The following is an 18,729-nucleotide window of genomic DNA, read 5'->3' as shown; positions in this document are numbered from 1 at the left end:
AGCTAACGCCGCCGCATCAGCCGAAGAGCGCAAGCACCGGGAGCAGGGGCACGGCGGGTAGGGACTCGGGAAGCGCGACGGCCGCCCCCCGGTGGTGGATCTGGCTGGCCGCGTGGCCCGTCACCGCCGTCTTCGTCCTCTCCAACGCGGCGACACCGCTGTACGTGCTCTGGCAGCGTGACATCGGCTTCTCCAAGGGCATGCTGACCGTGATCTTCGCCTGGTACATCGTGGGGTTGATCGCTTCGCTGCTGGTCTCGGGAGTGGTCTCGGACCGCGTAGGACGCAAGCCCGTCCTGCTTCCCGCCATGGCGCTCGCCGCGGTGGCCTGCCTGATCTTCGCGACCGCGTCGTCAGTGGTCGCCCTGATCATCGCCAGGCTGTTCACCGGTATCGCGGTCGGAGCCGTGGTCTCCGCGGGCATGGCGGCGGTCTCGGATGTGGCAGGCCCGGCTCGTAAGCGGCTCGGCGCCCTGCTCGCGTCGTGCGCCATGGTCCTGGGCGCGGGCCTCGGCCCGCTCCTGGCCGGCGTGCTCTCAGAGACGGCCCCCGCGCCGACCGTGACGGTCTTCGTGGTGGAGATCGTCCTCCTCGCTGCGGCGTTCATGGCCGTCCTGCGCATGCCGCTGCCGAGGAAGTCCCGCTCCGCCAAGGGCGTCACCGAGGGTGCCCTCGATGGCGCCGCCACGGCCGGGGCGCCCACCCGGAAGGCATCCTGGCTCCGCGTCCCGGCAGTCCCGCGCGGCAACGGCAGCCAACTCCTCCTCGGCATCGCCGTGTTCGCCCCCGGCATCACCGCGACATCGTTCGTGCTGTCGCTGGGCCCCTCCCTGCTCTCCGGTCTCCTCGGCACCACCAGCCGCATCGTCGCCGGAGCCATGGCCTTCGTGATGTTCCTGGCCGCGACCGGGGTCCAGTTCGCGGTACAGAAGCTGCGGGTACGCACCATCCTGCTCGCCGGTGCGATGAGTACGACGGTCGGCATGGCCGCCCTGATGGCCGCCGTGCACACCTCGTCGGTCGGACTGCTGATCGCCGCTGCCCTGCTCGCGGGGGCCGGCCAGGGCACGGGCCAACTCGGCGGGCTCTCCCTGCTCAACGCCGTGGTGCCCTCGCAACGGCTGGCCGAGGCCAACGCGGCGCTCAATGTCGGGGGTTACGTGCCGGCCGGCATCCTCCCGGTCGCAGCCGGGTTCCTCAGCGACGCGGTCGGCCTGACCAGCGGCGCGACAATCTTCGGCATCGCCCTGGTGGCCATGGCGGTCTCCGGCGGCCTGGTGGTACTGGCCCGCCGCCAGGCCACCGAACCCGCATAGGCCCCGGCCCAAACGCCCCGGCCCAAACGCCCCGCCCGAACGCCTGCCCGAGTGCCCCACCCGAACGCCCCGGGATCACCTCCCCGAGCCCCGCCGACCGCACATACAGAACAGGCCCGGCAGTGACCTATCTCACCGCCGGGCCCCACTCCTGTGAGCACTCCCGTGAGTACTCCTGCGAGCCCCGAACCCACCCGGCCCGGAACGCGAAAGCGGGCCCCCACCAGGACTTGCATCCTGATGGAGGCGCGCTCCACATGGTGCGCGAGGGGGGAGTTGAACCCCCACGCCCTTTCGGGCACTGGAACCTGAATCCAGCGCGTCTGCCTATTCCGCCACCCGCGCATGGGTGTTGTCTTGGGTCTCTCACCGCTTCGCGCAGACACTGTGTGTGAACACTGTGTGGTGCGAGCGCCTTCCGACATCCAGAAGATTAGCACGCTGCCGAGGGTGGATTCACATCCGTATTCGGGGGCACCTGCCCAAGTGATCCGGGGGCACCTGCCCAGTAGATCCGGACGGAACCGGAGAGAACCAGGACCGACCGACTTGCGCCGTGCCCGGCGATGGTCCGCAGTCAGGTGCGGGACACTGGTTTGAGGCCCCCTCTTTGCCGCCCCTCTACGATCCCTGGTGGAGGAGCCTGAGAGGAGCCCGGAAGGATCCCGGAGCCCTGGTGCGGGCATGCCTTGTGAGAGGCGACACTCATCGACTGGGCGGACAGGGGGAACCAGCCGATTTCCCGGTGCGTGGATACGATCAGTAAGCAGTACCAGGATGACTACGACGGAGGAGGTGCCCCATGGGAGTCATGAAGAAGTTCGAGCAGCGACTCGAAGGTCTCGTCAACGGCACCTTCGCCAAGGTGTTCAAGTCCGAGGTCCAGCCCGTCGAGATCGCCGGCGCCCTGCAGCGCGAGTGCGACAACAACGCGACGATCTGGAACCGCGAGCGGACCGTCGTCCCCAACGACTTCATCGTGGAGCTCAGCGCGCCCGACTTCGAGCGGCTGAGCCCCTACTCGGGACAGCTCGGCGACGAGCTGTCCGGGATGGTGCGCGAGTACGCCAAGCAGCAGCGGTACAGCTTCATGGGCCCCATCAAGGTCCATCTGGAGAAGGCCGAGGATCTCGACACGGGTCTGTACCGGGTGCGCAGCCGCACGCTCGCGTCCAGCACCTCGCAGAGCCCCGAGCGCGCCCCGGCAGCCCCCACGGGCCCCGCGGGCGCCGGCCACAGCCCCGCCAGGCCCCCCGCGGGCGGAGGCGGTGGCTACGGCTATCCACAGCCCGCCCAGCCCGCAGGCCCTCCCCCCATGCCCACGGCGCCGCCCCCGGGTGGCCACGCGGGCGGGCCGGCACCGGTGCCGAGCCGTCCTCAGGGGCCCGGCGCGGGACCTCTTCCGGGTGGGCAGGTGCGGCGCTGGATCGAGATCAACGGCAATCGCCATCAGATCTCCCGCCCGACGCTGGTGCTGGGACGCAGCACCGACGCCGATGTGCGGATCGACGACCCCGGCGTATCGCGCCGGCACTGTGAGATCCGGACCGGAACGCCCTCGACGATCCAGGATCTCGGGTCTACCAACGGCATCGTGGTAGACGGGCAGCACACCACCCGCGCTACGCTCCGCGACGGCTCGCGGATCGTCGTGGGCCAAACCACCATCGTTTACCGGCAAGCCGAAGGGTGAAGCGGGGGCAATGTCAGAGCTGACCCTGACGGTCATGCGGCTGGGTTTCCTAGCCGTTCTGTGGCTGTTCGTGATCGTGGCCGTCCAGGTCATCCGCAGCGACCTGTTCGGTACGCGCGTCACACAGCGCGGCTCGCGCCGTGAGAACGCGCGACCGCAGCAGTCCGCACGCCAGCAACAGCAGGCGGCCGCCACACCGCCTCCCCAGCGCCAGCAGCAGGGCGGCGGCCGGCAGCGCCGTGGCGCCCCCAGCAAGCTGGTCGTGTCCGAAGGGATCCTCGCGGGCACGACGGTCGCCCTGCAGGGCCAGACGATCACGCTGGGCCGTGCGCACGATTCGACGATCGTCCTGGACGACGACTACGCGTCCAGCAGGCATGCCAGGATCTACCCGGACCGTGACGGCCAGTGGATCGTCGAGGATCTCGGGTCCACCAACGGCACGTATCTCGACCGGACCCGACTCACCACCCCGACGCCCGTTCCGCTGGGCGCGCCGATCCGCATCGGCAAGACCGTCATCGAGCTGCGGAAGTAGTACTACGTCATGACAGAGCGCGAGCGGAGCGAGCGAGCCGAAACGGCGGTCCAGACACTGGACGCCGGCGCGCTCCCGACCGGAGGGTGGGCACCGTGCGGATGTACCCGGAGCCGACGGGCGAGGTGCGCATGAGTCTGTCTTTGCGCTTCGCCGCCGGATCGCACAAAGGCATGATCCGGGAGGGGAACGAGGACTCCGGTTACGCCGGTCCGCGTCTCCTCGCGATCGCCGACGGCATGGGGGGCCAGGCCGCGGGTGAGGTGGCGAGCTCCGAGGTGATCTCGACGCTCGTCACCCTCGACGACGACGTGCCGGGGTCGGACATCCTCACGTCGCTCGGCACGGCCGTGCAGCGCGCCAACGACCAGCTGCGCCTGATGGTCGAGGAGGACCCCCAGCTCGAGGGCATGGGGACGACCTTGACCGCGCTGCTGTGGACGGGACAGCGCCTCGGTCTCGTACACGTGGGCGACTCGCGCGCCTATCTCCTGCGGGACGGCGTCCTCACGCAGATCACCCAGGACCACACCTGGGTGCAGCGCCTGGTCGACGAGGGCCGGATCACCGAAGAGGAAGCCACCACCCACCCGCAGCGCTCCTTGCTGATGCGCGCCCTTGGAAGTGGTGAGCATGTCGAGCCGGACCTCTCCATCCGCGAGGTCCGCGCCGGTGACCGGTACTTGATCTGCTCCGACGGTCTCTCCGGCGTCGTCTCCCACCAGACGATGGAGGACACCCTCGCGAGCTACCAGGGCCCCCAGGAGACCGTGCAGGAGCTCATCCAGCTCGCGCTGCGCGGCGGCGGCCCCGACAACATCACGGTGATCGTCGCCGATGTCCTGGACATCGACAGCGGCGACACCCTCGCGGGCCAGCTCTCCGACACCCCGGTGGTCGTCGGCGCGGTCGCGGAGAACCAGCTCCAGGCGCAGGACGACGGCGCCATGCAGACCCCCGCGGGCCGCGCTTCCGGTCTCGGCCGCCCCGTGCCGCCGCAGCCCTCCGGAGGCGGCTTCGGGCCGCCCGGCAGCGGCGACACGGCGAGTTACGCCCCCGAGGGGAGCTTCGGCGCGTACAGCGACGAGGACTTCGTGAAGCCCGGCGGCGGCCGCAAGTGGCTCAAGAGATCGCTCTACACCGTGCTCGCCCTGGCGGTCATCGGCGGCGGCCTGTACGGCGGCTACCGCTGGACCCAGACCCAGTACTACGTGGGCACGAACGACGAGAACGTCGCCCTGTACCGCGGCATCGACCAGGACCTGGCGTGGGTCAGCCTGTCGAAGGTCGAGGAGAACCACCCCGAGATCGAACTCAAGTACCTGCCGCCGTACCAGCGCAAGCAGGTCGAGGGGACGATCCCCGAGGGGAATCTCGACGACGCCAAGAGCAAGATCGAGGAGCTCGGCCTGCAGGCATCCGCCTGTGAGAAGGACGCCGAGCGCCGCGAGGCCGAGCGCGAGAACGCCAAGCCGGGCGAGGGTGAGGCGGGCGGCACGACCGGCCTTTCGGCCAAGGCGCCCACCGACAATCCGACCGACCCGGCGGACAAGAACGACCCGAACAACCCGAGCGACTCGACCGACGAGAAGAACAGCTCGACCGACAAGAACAAGTCCAAGACCGCACCGACTCCCACACCCGGCCCCAGCCTCTCCGAGGACGAGGAGAAGCTGGTCCCACTGTGCGGTAAGCAGTAAGCAGCCGTTGGGGGCCTTTGCACGCCATGAGCAGTAGCACTACACACACGTCGACCATCGGCGCGATCGGAGCGCCGAGCAGGCGCAACACCGAGCTCGCGCTCCTCGCGTTCGCCGTCGTCATCCCGCTGTTCGCCTACATCAACGTGGGCCTTGCGATCGACGGCGAACTGCCGCCCGGCATGCTCGGCTACGGCTGTGGCATCGGGCTGCTCGCTGCCGTCGGCCACATCGTGGTGCGCAAGTTCGCGCCCTACGCGGACCCGCTGCTGCTGCCGCTCGCGACGCTGCTCAACGGCCTCGGTCTGGTGGTCATCTGGCGCCTGGACCAGTCGGAGAAACTGCAGGCCCTCGCCAAGGCGGCAACCGGTTCCTTCAGCCCTTCGGCGCCGAAGCAGCTGATGTACTCGGCCATCGGCATCGCGCTCTTCGTGGGCGTGCTGCTGCTGCTCAAGGACCACCGCGTCCTGCAGCGCTACACGTACATCTCCATGGTCGCCGCACTCGTCCTGCTGCTTCTGCCGCTCGTGCCGGGTCTGGGCATGAACGTCTTCGGCGCAAGGATCTGGATCAGCGTCGGCGGATTCTCCATCCAGCCCGGTGAGTTCGCGAAGATCGTCATCGCGATCTTCTTCGCGGGTTATCTCATGGTGAAACGCGACGCGCTCGCCCTGGCCAGCCGCCGCTTCATGGGCATCTACCTGCCGCGTGGCCGTGACCTCGGTCCGATCATCGTGGTCTGGGCGATGTCCATCCTGATCCTGGTCTTCGAGACCGACCTCGGTACGTCACTGCTGTTCTTCGGCATGTTCGTCGTGATGCTGTACGTCGCCACGGAGCGCACCAGCTGGATCGTGTTCGGTCTGGTGATGTCCTCGGTCGGCGCCGTGGGCGTGGCCACGTTCGAGCCGCACGTGCAGGAGCGTGTGGACGCCTGGCTGAACCCCTTCTCCGACGCCGTCATCGCCTCGACGGGCAGTGACCAGATCGCCCAGTCCCTGATGGCGTTCGGCTCGGGCGGCGTACTCGGCACCGGCCTCGGCCAGGGCCACTCCGACCTGATCGGCTTCGCCGCCAACTCCGACTTCATCCTCGCCACCTTCGGCGAGGAGCTGGGTCTCGCCGGCGTCATGGCGATCCTGATGATCTACGGGCTGATCGTGGAGCGCGGTGTACGCACCGCGCTCGCCGCCCGCGACCCGTTCGGCAAGCTTCTGGCGATCGGCCTGTCCGGCGCCTTCGCGATCCAGGTGTTCGTCGTCTCCGGCGGCGTCATGGGCCTGATCCCGCTGACCGGTATGACCATGCCGTTCCTCGCGAACGGCGGTTCCTCCGTGATCGCCAACTGGGCGCTGATCGGGATCCTCATCCGCATCAGCGACACCGCCCGCCGCCCGGCACCGGCTCCCGCCCCCAACCCCGACGCCGAAATGACGCAGGTGGTCCGACCGTGAACAAGCCCCTGCGCCGGATCGCGGTCTTCTGCGGGCTGCTCGTCCTCGCCCTGCTCGCCAGGGACAACTGGCTTCAGTACGTACAGGCCGACACGCTGGCCGAGCACGACAAGAACCGCCGCGTCTCCATCGAGCGGTACGCCCAGCCGCGCGGCGACATCATCGTCGACGGCAAGGCCATCACCGGGTCCAAAGAGGCCGGCAGCGGTGACTTCAAGTACAAGCGGACGTACAAGAACGGGCCCATGTGGTCCCCCGTCACCGGCTTCGCCTCGCAGCGCATCGGCGCCACGCAGATCGAGTCCATCGAGGACGGCATCCTCACCGGCAACGACGACCGGCTCTTCTTCACCCGCAGCCTGGACATGATCACGGGCAAGAAGAAGGAGGGCGGCAACGCCGTCACCACCCTGAACGCGGCCGCGCAGAAGGCCGCGTACGACGGTCTGAAGGGCCGCGGCAAGGGCGCGGTCGCCGCGCTCGACCCGTCGACCGGCGCGATCCTGGCCCTGGCTTCCGCTCCTTCGTACGACCCCTCGACCTTCGCGGGCAACACGAACGAAGAGGCCGAGGAGTTCGGGAAGCTGGACAAGGACAAAGACCAGCCGATGCTCAACCGCGCCCTGCGCGAGACCTACCCGCCCGGCTCCACCTTCAAGGCGGTCACCGCCGCGGCGGCCCTCGAGCACGATCTGTACAAGGACGTCGACGCGCCGACCGAGTCCCCGCTGCCCTGGACGTTGCCCGACTCCCAGACGCCGCTGCCGAACGAGGGCGACATTCCCTGCAAGAACGCCTCGCTGCGTAACGCGCTGCGGGTGTCCTGCAACACCGTCTTCGGCAAGATCGGCTCGGACCTCGGCAAGGACAAGATGCTCGAGACGGCCGAGAAGTTCGGCTTCAATGAAGAGCAGTTCGTGCCCGTCCGTTCGAACGCCTCCGTCTTCCCCAAGAAGATGGACAGGCCGCAGACCGCGCTCTCCTCCATCGGCCAGTTCGAGACGGCCGCGACGCCGCTGCAGATGGCCATGGTCGCCTCGGCCATCGCCAACGACGGCAAGCTGATGGAGCCGTACATGGTCAGCGAGCTGCAGGCGCCGAACCTCGACGTGATCGAGAAGCACGCGCCCAAGGAGATGAGCCGGCCGCTGTCCGAGGAGAACGCCCAAAAGCTCCAGGACATCATGGAGACCGTCATCAACGACGGCACCGGCACCAACGCCAAGATCGACGGCGTCACCGTCGGCGGCAAGACCGGTACGGCCCAGCACGGCGTCGACAACAGCGAGAACCCCTACGCCTGGTTCATCAGCTACGCCAAGACCGACTCCGGTTCGCCGGTGGCCGTCGCCGTGGTCGTCGAGGACAGCAAGGCCAGCCGCGACGACATCTCCGGTGGTGGTCTGGCCGCCCCGATCGCCAAGGACGTGATGAAGGCGGTTCTGGACAGCAAGAAGTGACCCCCGTCACGGCCTCTTCACATCAGTGCACGTTGCGATACCGGTCCTGTATCGGGTGACGGTCGTGGCCGGGTCACGTAAGGCGAGCCGGGTACGGTATGCCCGGACAGCACACCGCCGGACCACACAAGGGTGCGGTCGGGACTGACGGAGAGGGCTGGATTAGCTATGGAAGAGCCGCGTCGCCTCGGCGGGCGGTACGAGCTGGGTCAGGTGCTCGGCCGAGGCGGGATGGCGGAGGTCTACCTCGCGCACGACACCCGCCTCGGGCGCACCGTGGCGGTGAAGACGCTGCGGGTCGACCTCGCGCGTGACCCGTCGTTCCAGGCCCGGTTCCGCCGTGAGGCCCAGTCGGCCGCCTCGCTCAACCATCCTGCGATCGTCGCGGTCTACGACACCGGCGAGGACTACGTGGACGGGGTCTCGATCCCGTACATCGTGATGGAGTACGTCGACGGCTCCACCCTGCGTGAGCTGCTGCACTCCGGGCGCAAGCTGCTGCCCGAGCGCGCCATGGAGATGACCATCGGCATCCTCCAGGCCCTGGAGTACTCCCACCGCAACGGCATCGTCCACCGCGACATCAAGCCCGCGAACGTCATGCTGACGCGCAACGGCCAGGTCAAGGTCATGGACTTCGGTATCGCCCGCGCCATGGGCGACTCCGGGATGACGATGACGCAGACCGCGGCGGTCATCGGCACGGCGCAGTACCTCTCGCCGGAGCAGGCCAAGGGCGAGCAGGTGGACGCGCGAAGCGACCTCTACTCGACCGGCTGCCTGCTCTACGAGCTCCTCACGGTGCGCCCGCCCTTCGTCGGGGACTCCCCGGTGGCGGTCGCCTACCAGCACGTACGGGAAGAACCGCAGGCCCCGAGCGTCTTCGACGGCGAGATCACGCCCGAGATGGACGCCATCGTCCTGAAGGCCCTCACCAAGGACCCGGACTACCGCTACCAGTCGGCCGACGAGATGCGCGCCGACATCGAGGCCTGCCTCGACGGCCAGCCCGTCCAGGCCACCGCGGCCATGGGTGCGGTCGGTTACGGCGGCCACCCGGACGACCAGCAGACGGCGATGCTGCGCCCGCAGAACGGCGGGGGCGGCCAGACGTCGATGATGCCGCCGGTCGGCCCGGACGACGGCTATGACGATCATTCGCGCCGCCGACAGAAGAAGAGCAACACTTCTACGATTCTGCTGATCGTGGCGGGCTTGCTGGTCCTGGTGGGCGCGATCCTGATCGGGAAGTGGGCGTTCACCGGGGGCGGTGGCGGCAACGACTCGATCAAGGCTCCGAACTTCGTCGGTGAGACGCTGGCGGAGGCCAAGAAGTCCGCCAAGAACGTGGATCTCGTACTCGACGCCTCCGAGCACAAGCCGTGCGAGAAGTACCCGAAGGGTGAGATCTGCACCCAGGACCCGGGCGCCAACGCGACGGTCAACAAGGGCGACACGATCTCCGTGACGGTTTCCACGGGGGCGCCCAAGGTCTCCGTGCCCAAGGTCATCGGCCTGAACGTCGACACCGCCACAAAGAAGCTCGAGAGCCCCAAGTACCAGTTCGACGTCAATATCAAGCCTGTGGAGTCCTCCGGTACGCCGGACGAGGTCCTCGACTCGGACCCGGTCTTCGGCAGCGAGGTGGAGAAGGGCAGCAAGATCACCCTTGAGGTGGCCAAGGAGGCCGACAAGGCCACGGTCCCCGACGTCACCGGCAAGACCTGCGAAGAGGCCAAGGCGCAGCTGGAGTCCAATGACCTCGTCGGCACCTGCGAGGAGGAAGAGAGCGACACGGTCGAGGCCGGCAAGGTCATCTCGCAGAGCCTCACCCCGCAGAGCCAGGCCGACCGGGGTTCGACGGTGAAGCTGCAGGTCGCCAAGAAGGCCGAGCAGGCATCCGTCCCGGCCCTCACCGGTCAGAAGCTCAAGGACGCCCGCAAGGCGGTCGAGGACGCCGGTCTGACGGTCGGCACCATCACCGGTCCGCAGGATGACGAGGCCCTCGTGGTCCTCTCGGATCCGCCCGCGGGTCAGCAGGTCGCACCCGACACCGCGATCAACCTGACCACGGCGGGCGGCAACCCGGGCGACAACGGCGGAGGCAACGGCGGGGAGGACGGCGGAGGCTTCATCGGAGGCAACGCCGGCTTCTCCCGCAACAACGAGGACTAGCCCCTTCCGGGCCCGTCCTCGTTCAGTACACGAAGAAGGGCCCCGGACACCGCCTGCCTGGCGGTGTCCGGGGCCCTTCTTCATACGCGGCGCCGGGCTCGCTCCGGCTCGGCCTCACTCCAGCTCGGCCGGCGGCGTCCTCTTGTTGTCGACCTTCTCGATGCGCTCCAGCTCGCCCCACACCACGTAGCGGTAGTTGGACGTGTAGACCGGCGTGCACGTCGTCAGGGTGATGTAGCGGCCGGGCTTCTTCGCGCCTGATTCCTTCGGGACCGGGTTCAGGACCTTCACGTTGTACTTCGAGGTCTCGGGCAGCGTCGAGTACACCTTGTACACGTACCACTTGTCCCGGGACTCGAAGACGATCGCGTCGCCCTTCTTGATCTTGTCGATCTTGTGGAACTTCGCGCCGTGGCCGTCGCGGTGCGCGGCCAGCGTGAAGTTGCCTTCCTTGTCCTGGGGAAGGGCCGACTTGATCGGGTCCTGGTAGTAACCCGCGATGCCGTTGTTCAGCTCTTTGCTGCTCGTGCCCTTCTTGACCAGGATGTCGCCGTTGCCCATCGCGGGCACGTGCAGGAAGCCGATGCCGTCCTTGGTGTTCAGGTCCCCCGGGCCGCCCGCCCAGCGGTCGCGCACCCTGTCGCCCTGTTTGTGCGCCTCGCGGTCCGCGACGACGTTGGTCCACCACAGGGAGTAGACGACGAAGAGGCCGAGCACCAGGCCCGCGGTGATGAGGAGTTCGCCGAAGACGCTGACCGCCGTGGCGATGGGGCCTCGTCCCCGTGGCCGTCGCGTGCGGGCGGGCGCGGGCGCTTCGGCCTGCTTCTCCTGCGTATCGGCCTGCTCGTCGGTCCGCCCCCCGGTCCGCTTCCCGGCCTGCTCCTCGTCGTGGTCGGTCGTGGCTGCCACTGGATCTGCCCCGTTCTCACCGTTCTAGTTGACGAGCGCGCTCGGTTTGCCCTTGCTGCGCGGTCGTTCCTCGACCATCTTGCCCCAGACGATCATTCGATACTTACTCGTGAATTCCGGGGTGCAGGTGGTCAGTGTGATGTACCGGCCCGGTTTGGTGAAGCCCGATCCCGGCGGAACGGGCCCGATCACCGAGACGTTGCTCGGCTGGGTCTGGGGCAGGATGCTCGCCATCTTGTAGACGTAGTACTTGTCCTGCGTCTCGACGACGATGGGATCGCCCGGTTCGAGCTGGTTGATGTAACGGAACGGCTCACCATGGGTGTTGCGATGCCCGGCGACCGCGAAGTTTCCCTTCTTGGCGTCCGGCATGGGCGTCTTGGTGCCGCCCTCGTTGTAGTGGCCGACCATGCCGCGGTCCAGGACCTTCGACTTGTCGATGCCCTCGGCGATCGGCACGACCACGTCGAGGCGGGGGATGTGCAGGAGCCCGAAGCCCTGTCCGGGCTCGAAGGCGCCCGGCTTGCCCTTGCCGTTCGCCCACCTCTCCTGGAGGTCGCTGGCCGCGCCGTCGGCCTGCTGGTTGGCGCGGATGTTCGTCCACCACAGCTGGTAGGTCACGAACAACAGCATCAGGACGCCGACGGTGATGAACAGTTCACCGATTCCCCGGCTCGCCACGGCGCCCGCGGAGGGCTTACGGGCACGCTCGGCGCGACGTGCCTCCACGCGGGAGAGGGGGGCGGCGGGCGCTGTTGAGGCGGGCTGCTGAGGGGCGCCCTTCTTGGCGGCCTTGCGGCGGGCGGCCCGGCCTCCCGTGGGGCGTTCCGGCTCGGGCTCGTACGCGGAGGGCTCGACTATTCGGCGGGTGTCCGAGGTCCGCAGCCCGACGGTTTCGTCGTCGACCGGAGGCTGCGTGTGGGGCTGGGTTTGGGGCTGTGCGGCCTCCGCTATCGGCTCGTACACCGGCGGCGCGGTCCGTCGCGGGGCGTACGCGCCGTACAGCTCCTCGTACGTCGGTTCCTGCGGCTGCTGTTGCTGCTGTTGTTGTTGCTGCTGCTGCTGCTGCTCAACCTGCCAGTCGCGGGCGTACCCCTCGGGGTCGTACCACTCCTGCTCCTGGAGCTGCGGATGCGGCTGCGGCTGCGGCTCGGCAGGCCCGCTGCGGAACCACGGCGAAGGATGCTGCCCCCGCTGACCCGGCAGCGGGTCGGTCAGCGGATCGGCGAGGTGATCGACAGCCGCCTCGAACGCCCCTGGCTGCTCGAAAGCCCCGGGCTCCCCGTACGACGCGTACTGCTCGTCGTACGGAACTCCGGAGGAATCGCGCTCGGGACGCAAGGCGGTCACGCCGTGGCCCTGCCCACCACCGGGGCAAGACCACTCGATCGGCCAACGGCTCCCGTGTCCCCGCACTCGACCAGCCAGTTGGCGAGCATGCGGTGACCGTGCTCGGTGAGCACCGACTCGGGGTGGAACTGCACGCCCTCGACCAGCAGTTCACGGTGGCGCAGGCCCATGATGATGCCGTCGTCCGTACGCGCGGTCACCTCAAGCTGGGCCGGAACCGTGGCCGGCTCGGCGGCCAGCGAGTGGTAGCGCGTCGCGGTGAACGGCGACGGCAGCCCGGCGAAGACGCCCTTGCCGTCGTGGACCACCGGGGACGTCTTGCCGTGCAGCAATTCCGGCGCCCGGTCCACCACTCCGCCGTACGCCACCGCCATCGACTGCATGCCGAGGCAGACGCCGAACACGGGCACCCCGGTGTCGGCGCAGTGACGCACCATGTCGACGCAGACGCCCGCCTGCTCAGGCGTGCCGGGTCCCGGGGACAGCAGGACGCCGTCGAAGCCGTCCTGCGCGTGCCGCAGCTCGACCTGGTCGTTGCGCAGGACCTCGCACTCGGCGCCCAGCTGGTAGAGGTACTGGACGAGGTTGAAGACGAAGCTGTCGTAGTTGTCGACCACGAGGATGCGGCCCGGCCGCCCGACGATGCTCACTGGCCGTCCACCGTCACATCGTTGAAGGGAAGCAGCGGCTCCGCCCAGGGGAAGACGTACTGGAAGAGCACGTAGACCACAGCGAAGACGAGCACCAGCGAAAGCAGTGCCCTAATCCATGCGTTTCCCGGCAGATGCCGCCAGATCCAGCCGTACATGCCGTCCCTTCCGTAGCCGTACGGCACCAGACTAACGGCGCAGTGCCTCCGGTTTCCCGGCCTCGACGGGCTGGGTGCCATCGAGGTGCGCCCAGACGATCAACCGGTGGCTGTGACCCCACTCTGGCTCACAGGTGGTAAGGGTGAGGTAACGGCCCGGCCCGTCGTATCCGGACTTGCGTGGTACCGCGTCGATGACCCCTACGTCGCCGGGCAGCGTCTTGTAGGGCTTGTTGTCGATGCGGTACGTGAACCACGTGGTGCCGTCGGTCAGGACCACGGCGTCGTCCGGCCGCAGCTTCGGGAAGTCCTTGAACGGGTCTCCGTAGGTACGGCGATGGCCCGCCACGGCGAAGTTGCCCTTCTGGCCGAGCTGCGCGGTGTCCCCGTAGTGACCGAGGCCCTTCTTGAGGGTTTCGGTTCCGGTGCCCTGGAGCACCGGCTTGTTCCACGTGAAACCAAGCCGCGGGATGTACATGACGGCGAAGGGCTTGCCGTCCTCGTAGGGGCCGGGCTTCTTCGGAGTGCTCTCGGTGGGCTTGTCGTCCGTCCCGGAGGGCACCGAACCCTGCGCCCACCGGTCCTGCAGGGTGTCGATCTGGCTGTCCATGGCGTTGTCGGCCTTCACACCGGTCCAGAACAGGACGTACGCCACGAAGAGCACGATCAACGTGCCGACGGTGATGCACAGTTCGCTGAACGTTCTCAACAGCACTCGCACCGACACAGGCTCCCCCAGCGGCTTACTCCACAGGCGGCTTACTCCACGGGCTTCGCGTAGTGGAGATCCACTGTGCCCGAGTAGCCGGGAAGAGTCACCGCCCCATCGTCGTCGACTTTCCAGCCGAGGCCGTAGGCGTTGACGTACAGCATGTAGTTCTGGATCTCCGGGGACGCGGCGAGCGCCGTCTTGAGCTTCTCCGGGTCACCGACCGCGGTCACCTTGTACGGAGGGGAGTAGACGCGCCCCTGGAGGATCAGGGTGTTTCCCACGCAGCGCACGGCGCTGGTGGAGATGAGCCGCTGGTCCATGACCTTGATGCCCTCGGCGCCGCCCTGCCAGAGCGCGTTGACCACGGCCTGGAGGTCCTGCTGGTGGATGACGAGGTCGTTGGGCTGCGGCTCGGGGTAGCCGGGGAGCTTGGCGGTGGCGTTCGGCGGGGCGTCGGCGAGGGTGACGGAGACGGCGTCGCCGCTGAGCTTCTTCGTACCCGCGTTCTTCTCCAGGGCCTTGAGCCGCGCGTCGTCGGCCTTCGTGCCGCCGTTGTCGCGCTCGGCCAGGGATTCGACGTCGTCGCGCAGCGTGCCGTTTGACTCGTCCAGCTTGCCGTTCTTGTGGCTGCGCTCCTCGATCAGGTCGGAGAGCTTCAGGAGCGAGGCGTCGGTGCGGATGTTCGTGCCCTTGGCCGTGTTGAAGCTGGTGAAGAAGATGAGGCCCGCGAGCGCGAAAACGGCGGCTGTCAGGAGCCGAACCGGCCGCCAACGGGGACGGCGACCCGGACCTGTGGGGGAGTCGGCGGAATTGCTCAACGTACCCTTATCTCCTTCAGCGCCGCGGAAGCACTACGCTAACGGACGCCCGGGGGAGGGCTCAGCTCCCCGTATCGACAGGAGAGACCCTCGTGCCGAAGTCACGGATCCGCAAGAAGGCCGACGATTACACGCCGCCCGCGAAGAAGGCGACGAACATCAAGCTGACCAGTCGAAGCTGGGTGGCTCCGGTGATGCTCGCGATGTTCCTCATCGGGCTCGCCTGGATCGTCGTCTTCTACGTCACCGACGGCAAGCTGCCGATCGACCCGCTGGGCAACTGGAACATCGTGGTCGGCTTCGGCTTCATCGCCGCGGGGTTCGGCGTCTCCACGCAGTGGAAGTAGTGCCCACGCTGTGGAAGTAGCGCCTCACGCTGTGGAAGTAGCGCCCCTTCGGGGGCCACAGCCGCGGCGCTGCGCGCAAGCCTTGCCCTGAGTTATCCACAGCGCTATCCACACCCCGGCCCCGGCTGGGGAAAAGAAAGACGATCTGTGGATAACTCTCGGGGCGTTGACGCCGGTATGACTGGCTGATCGCCATGCAAGCCCTCACAGGCCCCTTGTCCTTCCTGGGGAAACCCAGGTCAGCAACAAGGGGCACTGTTGTTCCCCACGGAATGCACAGCCGCGGGCACACGCTGTGGACAACTTTGGCCATCGGATGGCAACGGCGGGGTTCAGACGAGCTGCGCGGTCCTGATGACCACAGCCGCCAGGACCACGACCAGCACCACGGCACAGGTCCCCCACTGCACGAGCGCTCGCCGCTCGCGGGGCGCGTGCACCATCCCGTACGCGATCGCGACACCGGCGACCAGACCGCCGACGTGCGCCTCCCAGGCGATGCCGCTCCAGGTGAAGGTGAAGAGCATGTTCAGCGCGAGCAGCGCGATGACGGGGCGCATGTCGTAGTTCAGGCGCCGCATCAGGACCGCGGTCGCGCCGAGCAGACCGAAGATCGCCCCGGACGCCCCGAGCGAGGCCTGGCCCGGCTCCGCGACGACGTAGGTCAGCGCGCCGCCCGCCAGGCCGGACAGCACGTAGAGCGAGAGGAAACGGGCGCGGCCGAGTGCCGCTTCCAGGGGGCCGCCGAGCCACCACAGGCCGAGCATGTTGAACGCGATGTGCCAGATCTCCTGGTGCGTGAACATCGACGTGACCAGGCGATACCACTGGCCTTCGGCGACACCGTCCTCCGGGACATAGGGGTACGGAGGCCACTGGCCGACCAGCACCAGCTCATTGACCAGACGGTCCCCCATGGCAAGGACCGCGATGAACACCGCGACGTTCAGACCGAGCAGGATCTTGGTGATCAGCCGCGGGTCGGTGGCGATCGAGCCCCCCGCGATGGTGCGCGGCTGGTTCGCCGCGGGCGCGTGTCCGGTGCCCGAGCCCTCGCGCACGCACTCGGGGCACTGGAAGCCGACCGAGGCGCTGATCATGCATTCCGGGCAGATCGGACGCTCGCAGCGCGTGCAGCTGATGCCGGTCTCGCGGTCCGGGTGGCGGTAGCAACGGGGCAGGCTCGATGCGTCCTGTGGCCCCTGCGGGCTGCCTGGTGCCTGGTCCATGGGGTCCCCTCAATGTCCGTACGACGGCACGGTCGCGCCCACGCGCGCGAACGCACCGCCCCGCCCTCCTTTTACGGATGGGCGGGGCGGTTTGGTTCCCTGGCGAGGTGCGCCGGTGTCAGGCGATGCGCGCCGGTGTCAGGCGGTGCGGGTCTCGATGACGACGGACTCGATGACCACGTCGTTCACCGGGCGGTCGGTGCGCGGGTTGGTCTGCGTGGCCGCGATGTCGTCGACGACCTTCTGGCTCGCCGGGTTCGTGACCTCGCCGAAGATGGTGTGCTTGCGGGTGAGCCAGGCCGTCGGGGAGACCGTCACGAAGAACTGGGAGCCGTTGGTGCCCGGGCCGGCGTTGGCCATGGCGAGCAGGTAGGGCTTGTCGAAGGCGAGGTCGGGGTGGAACTCGTCCTCGAACTCGTAGCCGGGGCCGCCCGTGCCGTTGCCCAGCGGGTCGCCGCCCTGGATCATGAAGCCACTGATGACGCGGTGGAAGACCGTGCCGTCGTAGAGCCGGTCCGTGGTCTTCTTGCCGGTCTCCGGGTGGACCCACTCGCGCTCGCCCTGAGCGAGCTCGACGAAGTTCTTGACCGTCTTCGGCGTGTGGTTGGGGTGCAGCAGCACCTCGATGTCGCCTCGGTTGGTCTTCAGGGTGGCGTAAAGCCGCTCGGCCACGGTCTGCCTTCCGTTGTCTTCTGTGACGCCCCCGATCCTCCCATGGACCGGATTGCGACGAGTAGTCACGGAGTGGGCGCGCTCCACGACGATCCGTGGCATTGTCGGCAAAGCACTCTCCTTGTACCGATTTGATCAAAATGATCGCACCCGGATGCCCGGCTGCGTCATGCCTCGGAGCCATCCGGAAGGCATGATCCTTGAAAGGGTGGAAAGGTGACATACCTATAAGCCACCGAGGAGGAGGATCCTGTGACCCGCATCGACAGCGTGCGCGCCGCGACCGGTTCGGCTAGGGACAGCGTGCGGCATGCCGCGGAGGCGGTGGCCCCCTACGCCGGAACGGCCAAGGACCAGGCCGTCCACTACGCACACGAGAGCCGTGCACGCCTCGCACCCAAGGTGTCGCAGGCCGCCGAGCAAGCCCGTGTCCAGTACGGCGCTCACGTCGGCCCGCGCCTCGAGCAGGCTCGTACGCATGTGCCGCCGAAGGTGGACCACGCCGCGCACGAGGCCGCTGTCCGCACCCGCAGGGCTGCCAAGCAGACCCGCAAGGCAGCCCAGCAGGCCGCCGACTACTCGAAGCCCCGCATCGAGCAGGCCGTGGCCGTGGCGCAGCCCGTCCGCGAGGAGGCGGCGTCCCGAGGGGCCGCGGCGCTCGCCGCACTGCGCGGCGAGGTCTCTCCCAAGGAGATCCAGCGGCTGGTACGCAAGCACAACCGCCGGGCCCGCGCCGGCCGCCTCGCCAAGGGCCTCGTCGTCCTGGGCGTGGTGGCAGGTGGTGCGGTCGCCGCCTGGAAGTGGTGGGACAAGCAGGCCAACCCGGACTGGCTCGTCGAGCCGCCGGCCGCCACGGAGATCCCCGACAGCGCGCCGCTGACCTCGGTCGACGGCAGCGGCCAGGCCTCCCTCGACCCCGAGGTCCAGGCCAAGCAGGCCGAGTCGGAGGCCTCTGAGCGCGACGACCTGCGCTGACCACCGCCGACCCGCGCGTCCGTAGTCATCACGCGGCAGCGCGGGAGCACTGGCAACACCGTGGGGCGGAACACCTCGGCTGAGGTGTTCCGCCCCACGGTGTTGCCAGTGAAGCCGGGTCAGCGCGCTTTCACCGGCCGGCGATTTGCTCGCCCTCGGCCGCGAAAGTCCGGCTGTCGGGTATCTCCTGCCCCCGGCCGGCCGTGTCGGCGATCGCCTCGATGGAAACGCTCCGGCCGCCCGCGAGGCGGACGATCACAGCTGCTCGTGCGGGCGGATCGACGCGGAACGTCTCGGCGTAGACGCGGTTGATCGCGGGCAGGTCATCCGGGTCGCTGTAGAAGACGGTCGTCTTCACCACCGCGCGCAGGTCGGTGCCCGCGGCGTGCAGGACGCGTTCCAGATTGAGGAGGGCCTGACGGCACTCTGCTTCAGCTCCGTCGGCGGGGACCGTACCGGTCGCGGGGTCGACACCGGACTGCGCCGAGACGAAGAGGAAGTCCCCCACGCGCACGGCCGGCGAGTACGGGCCGTGGACGGGCAGGTCGGGGCCTGTGACGGCGTGGGCGCGGG

The 18,729-nt window shown here is 68.4% G+C and carries 18 protein-coding genes and 1 tRNA gene; 9 read left to right on the top strand and 10 right to left on the bottom strand.

Annotation, left to right across the window (positions count from 1 at the left end; all coding sequences use genetic code 11):
• Positions 1–98: 98 nt before the first annotated feature.
• On the top strand, positions 99–1,316 hold the full coding sequence (locus ABXJ52_RS18870; protein ID WP_367049126.1) for an MFS transporter: 1,218 nt from the start codon (positions 99–101) through the stop codon (positions 1,314–1,316).
• Positions 1,317–1,574: 258 nt separating this feature from the next.
• Here ABXJ52_RS18870 and ABXJ52_RS18865 read toward each other — a convergent pair.
• Positions 1,575–1,661, bottom strand: a tRNA-Leu gene (locus ABXJ52_RS18865).
• A 457-nt stretch (positions 1,662–2,118) separates the two neighbouring features.
• On the opposite strand from ABXJ52_RS18865, the gene ABXJ52_RS18860 reads away from it, so the two are divergent.
• The 6 genes from ABXJ52_RS18860 to pknB all read left to right on the top strand — a co-directional run bounded on the left by ABXJ52_RS18860 (position 2,119) and on the right by pknB (position 10,336).
• Positions 2,119–3,009 carry a DUF3662 and FHA domain-containing protein gene (locus tag ABXJ52_RS18860; RefSeq protein ID WP_367043759.1) on the top strand — a complete coding sequence of 297 codons (891 nt, stop codon included), beginning with the start codon at positions 2,119–2,121 and terminating at the stop codon, positions 3,007–3,009.
• Positions 3,010–3,019: 10 nt separating this feature from the next.
• A complete protein-coding gene (locus tag ABXJ52_RS18855) occupies positions 3,020–3,547 on the top strand; it encodes an FHA domain-containing protein (protein ID WP_367043758.1) in 528 nt (175 codons plus the stop codon).
• An 86-nt stretch (positions 3,548–3,633) separates the two neighbouring features.
• On the top strand, positions 3,634–5,247 hold the full coding sequence (locus tag ABXJ52_RS18850; RefSeq protein ID WP_367043757.1) for a Stp1/IreP family PP2C-type Ser/Thr phosphatase: 1,614 nt from the start codon (positions 3,634–3,636) through the stop codon (positions 5,245–5,247).
• A 26-nt stretch (positions 5,248–5,273) separates the two neighbouring features.
• Positions 5,274–6,701: an FtsW/RodA/SpoVE family cell cycle protein gene (locus ABXJ52_RS18845; RefSeq protein WP_367043756.1), complete on the top strand. Its 1,428-nt coding sequence runs from the start codon at positions 5,274–5,276 to the stop codon at positions 6,699–6,701.
• Positions 6,698–8,161 (top strand): penicillin-binding protein 2, encoded by a 1,464-nt coding sequence (locus ABXJ52_RS18840; protein ID WP_367043755.1) that lies wholly within the window; start codon positions 6,698–6,700, stop codon positions 8,159–8,161. The genes ABXJ52_RS18845 and ABXJ52_RS18840 overlap by 4 nt, the downstream gene beginning before the upstream one ends.
• A gap of 168 nt (positions 8,162–8,329) precedes the next feature.
• Positions 8,330–10,336 carry a Stk1 family PASTA domain-containing Ser/Thr kinase gene (gene pknB / locus ABXJ52_RS18835; RefSeq protein WP_367043754.1) on the top strand — a complete coding sequence of 669 codons (2,007 nt, stop codon included), beginning with the start codon at positions 8,330–8,332 and terminating at the stop codon, positions 10,334–10,336.
• Between the two features lie 114 nt (positions 10,337–10,450).
• Here pknB and ABXJ52_RS18830 read toward each other — a convergent pair whose 3' ends face one another.
• Genes ABXJ52_RS18830 through ABXJ52_RS18805 form a run of 6 tightly spaced genes read right to left on the bottom strand, consistent with a single transcriptional unit; the run spans position 10,451 to position 14,933 of the window.
• The gene (locus ABXJ52_RS18830) at positions 10,451–11,245 is read right to left on the bottom strand and encodes a class E sortase (RefSeq protein ID WP_367043753.1); all 795 of its coding nucleotides are present in this window, start codon (positions 11,243–11,245) and stop codon (positions 10,451–10,453) included.
• Between the two features lie 24 nt (positions 11,246–11,269).
• A complete protein-coding gene (locus ABXJ52_RS18825; RefSeq protein ID WP_367043752.1) occupies positions 11,270–12,595 on the bottom strand; it encodes a class E sortase in 1,326 nt (441 codons plus the stop codon).
• Positions 12,592–13,239, bottom strand: coding sequence for an aminodeoxychorismate/anthranilate synthase component II (locus ABXJ52_RS18820; RefSeq protein WP_367049124.1), 648 nt, complete (start codon positions 13,237–13,239; stop codon positions 12,592–12,594). The genes ABXJ52_RS18825 and ABXJ52_RS18820 overlap by 4 nt, the downstream gene beginning before the upstream one ends.
• A 2-nt stretch (positions 13,240–13,241) precedes the next feature.
• Positions 13,242–13,484: a hypothetical protein gene (locus ABXJ52_RS18815; RefSeq protein WP_367043751.1), complete on the bottom strand. Its 243-nt coding sequence runs from the start codon at positions 13,482–13,484 to the stop codon at positions 13,242–13,244.
• Positions 13,435–14,124: a class E sortase gene (locus ABXJ52_RS18810; protein ID WP_367043750.1), complete on the bottom strand. Its 690-nt coding sequence runs from the start codon at positions 14,122–14,124 to the stop codon at positions 13,435–13,437. Before ABXJ52_RS18810 ends, ABXJ52_RS18815 begins: the two co-directional genes overlap by 50 nt.
• 38 nt (positions 14,125–14,162) lie before the next feature.
• Entirely contained in the window at positions 14,163–14,933 is a 771-nt protein-coding gene (locus tag ABXJ52_RS18805; protein WP_367043749.1) for a DUF881 domain-containing protein, read from the bottom strand.
• Positions 14,934–15,025: 92 nt separating this feature from the next.
• Here ABXJ52_RS18805 and crgA point away from each other — a divergent pair, with 92 nt between their 5' ends.
• The gene (gene crgA / locus ABXJ52_RS18800) at positions 15,026–15,280 is read left to right on the top strand and encodes a cell division protein CrgA (RefSeq protein WP_160506128.1); all 255 of its coding nucleotides are present in this window, start codon (positions 15,026–15,028) and stop codon (positions 15,278–15,280) included.
• A 332-nt stretch (positions 15,281–15,612) separates the two neighbouring features.
• Here crgA and ABXJ52_RS18795 read toward each other — a convergent pair whose 3' ends face one another.
• Together ABXJ52_RS18795 and ABXJ52_RS18790 are read right to left on the bottom strand one after the other, a co-directional pair.
• Complete coding sequence (locus ABXJ52_RS18795) at positions 15,613–16,509, bottom strand: rhomboid family intramembrane serine protease (RefSeq protein ID WP_367043748.1); 897 nt, start codon at positions 16,507–16,509, stop codon at positions 15,613–15,615.
• Between the two features lie 138 nt (positions 16,510–16,647).
• A complete protein-coding gene (locus tag ABXJ52_RS18790) occupies positions 16,648–17,181 on the bottom strand; it encodes a peptidylprolyl isomerase (protein WP_367043747.1) in 534 nt (177 codons plus the stop codon).
• Between the two features lie 252 nt (positions 17,182–17,433).
• Here ABXJ52_RS18790 and ABXJ52_RS18785 point away from each other — a divergent pair, with 252 nt between their 5' ends.
• The gene (locus ABXJ52_RS18785) at positions 17,434–18,156 is read left to right on the top strand and encodes a DUF5324 family protein (RefSeq protein WP_367043746.1); all 723 of its coding nucleotides are present in this window, start codon (positions 17,434–17,436) and stop codon (positions 18,154–18,156) included.
• A gap of 130 nt (positions 18,157–18,286) precedes the next feature.
• Here the strand turns inward: ABXJ52_RS18785 and ABXJ52_RS18780 are convergent, their stop codons facing one another.
• Positions 18,287–18,700, bottom strand: a complete 414-nt coding sequence (locus tag ABXJ52_RS18780) for a RidA family protein (protein WP_367049122.1) — start codon at positions 18,698–18,700, stop codon at positions 18,287–18,289.
• Positions 18,701–18,729: the final 29 nt, after the last annotated feature.

Source organism: Streptomyces sp. Je 1-332 (assembly GCF_040730185.1).
Taxonomy (GTDB): Bacteria; Actinomycetota; Actinomycetes; order Streptomycetales; family Streptomycetaceae; genus Streptomyces.
Note: the sequence above shows the minus strand (reverse complement) of the source record. Positions and strands in the feature narration are given on the sequence as shown.

What these genes read in the sequence shown, in the direction of transcription:
- pknB (WP_367043754.1), top strand. Translation starts at nt 8,330, where the DNA reads ATGGAAGAGCCGCGTCGCCTCGGCGGGCGGTACGAGCTGGGTCAGGTG.
- ABXJ52_RS18845 (WP_367043756.1), top strand. Translation starts at nt 5,274, where the DNA reads ATGAGCAGTAGCACTACACACACGTCGACCATCGGCGCGATCGGAGCG.
- ABXJ52_RS18795 (WP_367043748.1), bottom strand. Translation starts at nt 16,509, where the DNA reads ATGGACCAGGCACCAGGCAGCCCGCAGGGGCCACAGGACGCATCGAGC.
- ABXJ52_RS18855 (WP_367043758.1), top strand. Translation starts at nt 3,020, where the DNA reads ATGTCAGAGCTGACCCTGACGGTCATGCGGCTGGGTTTCCTAGCCGTT.
- ABXJ52_RS18815 (WP_367043751.1), bottom strand. Translation starts at nt 13,484, where the DNA reads ATGGCACCCAGCCCGTCGAGGCCGGGAAACCGGAGGCACTGCGCCGTT.
- ABXJ52_RS18860 (WP_367043759.1), top strand. Translation starts at nt 2,119, where the DNA reads ATGGGAGTCATGAAGAAGTTCGAGCAGCGACTCGAAGGTCTCGTCAAC.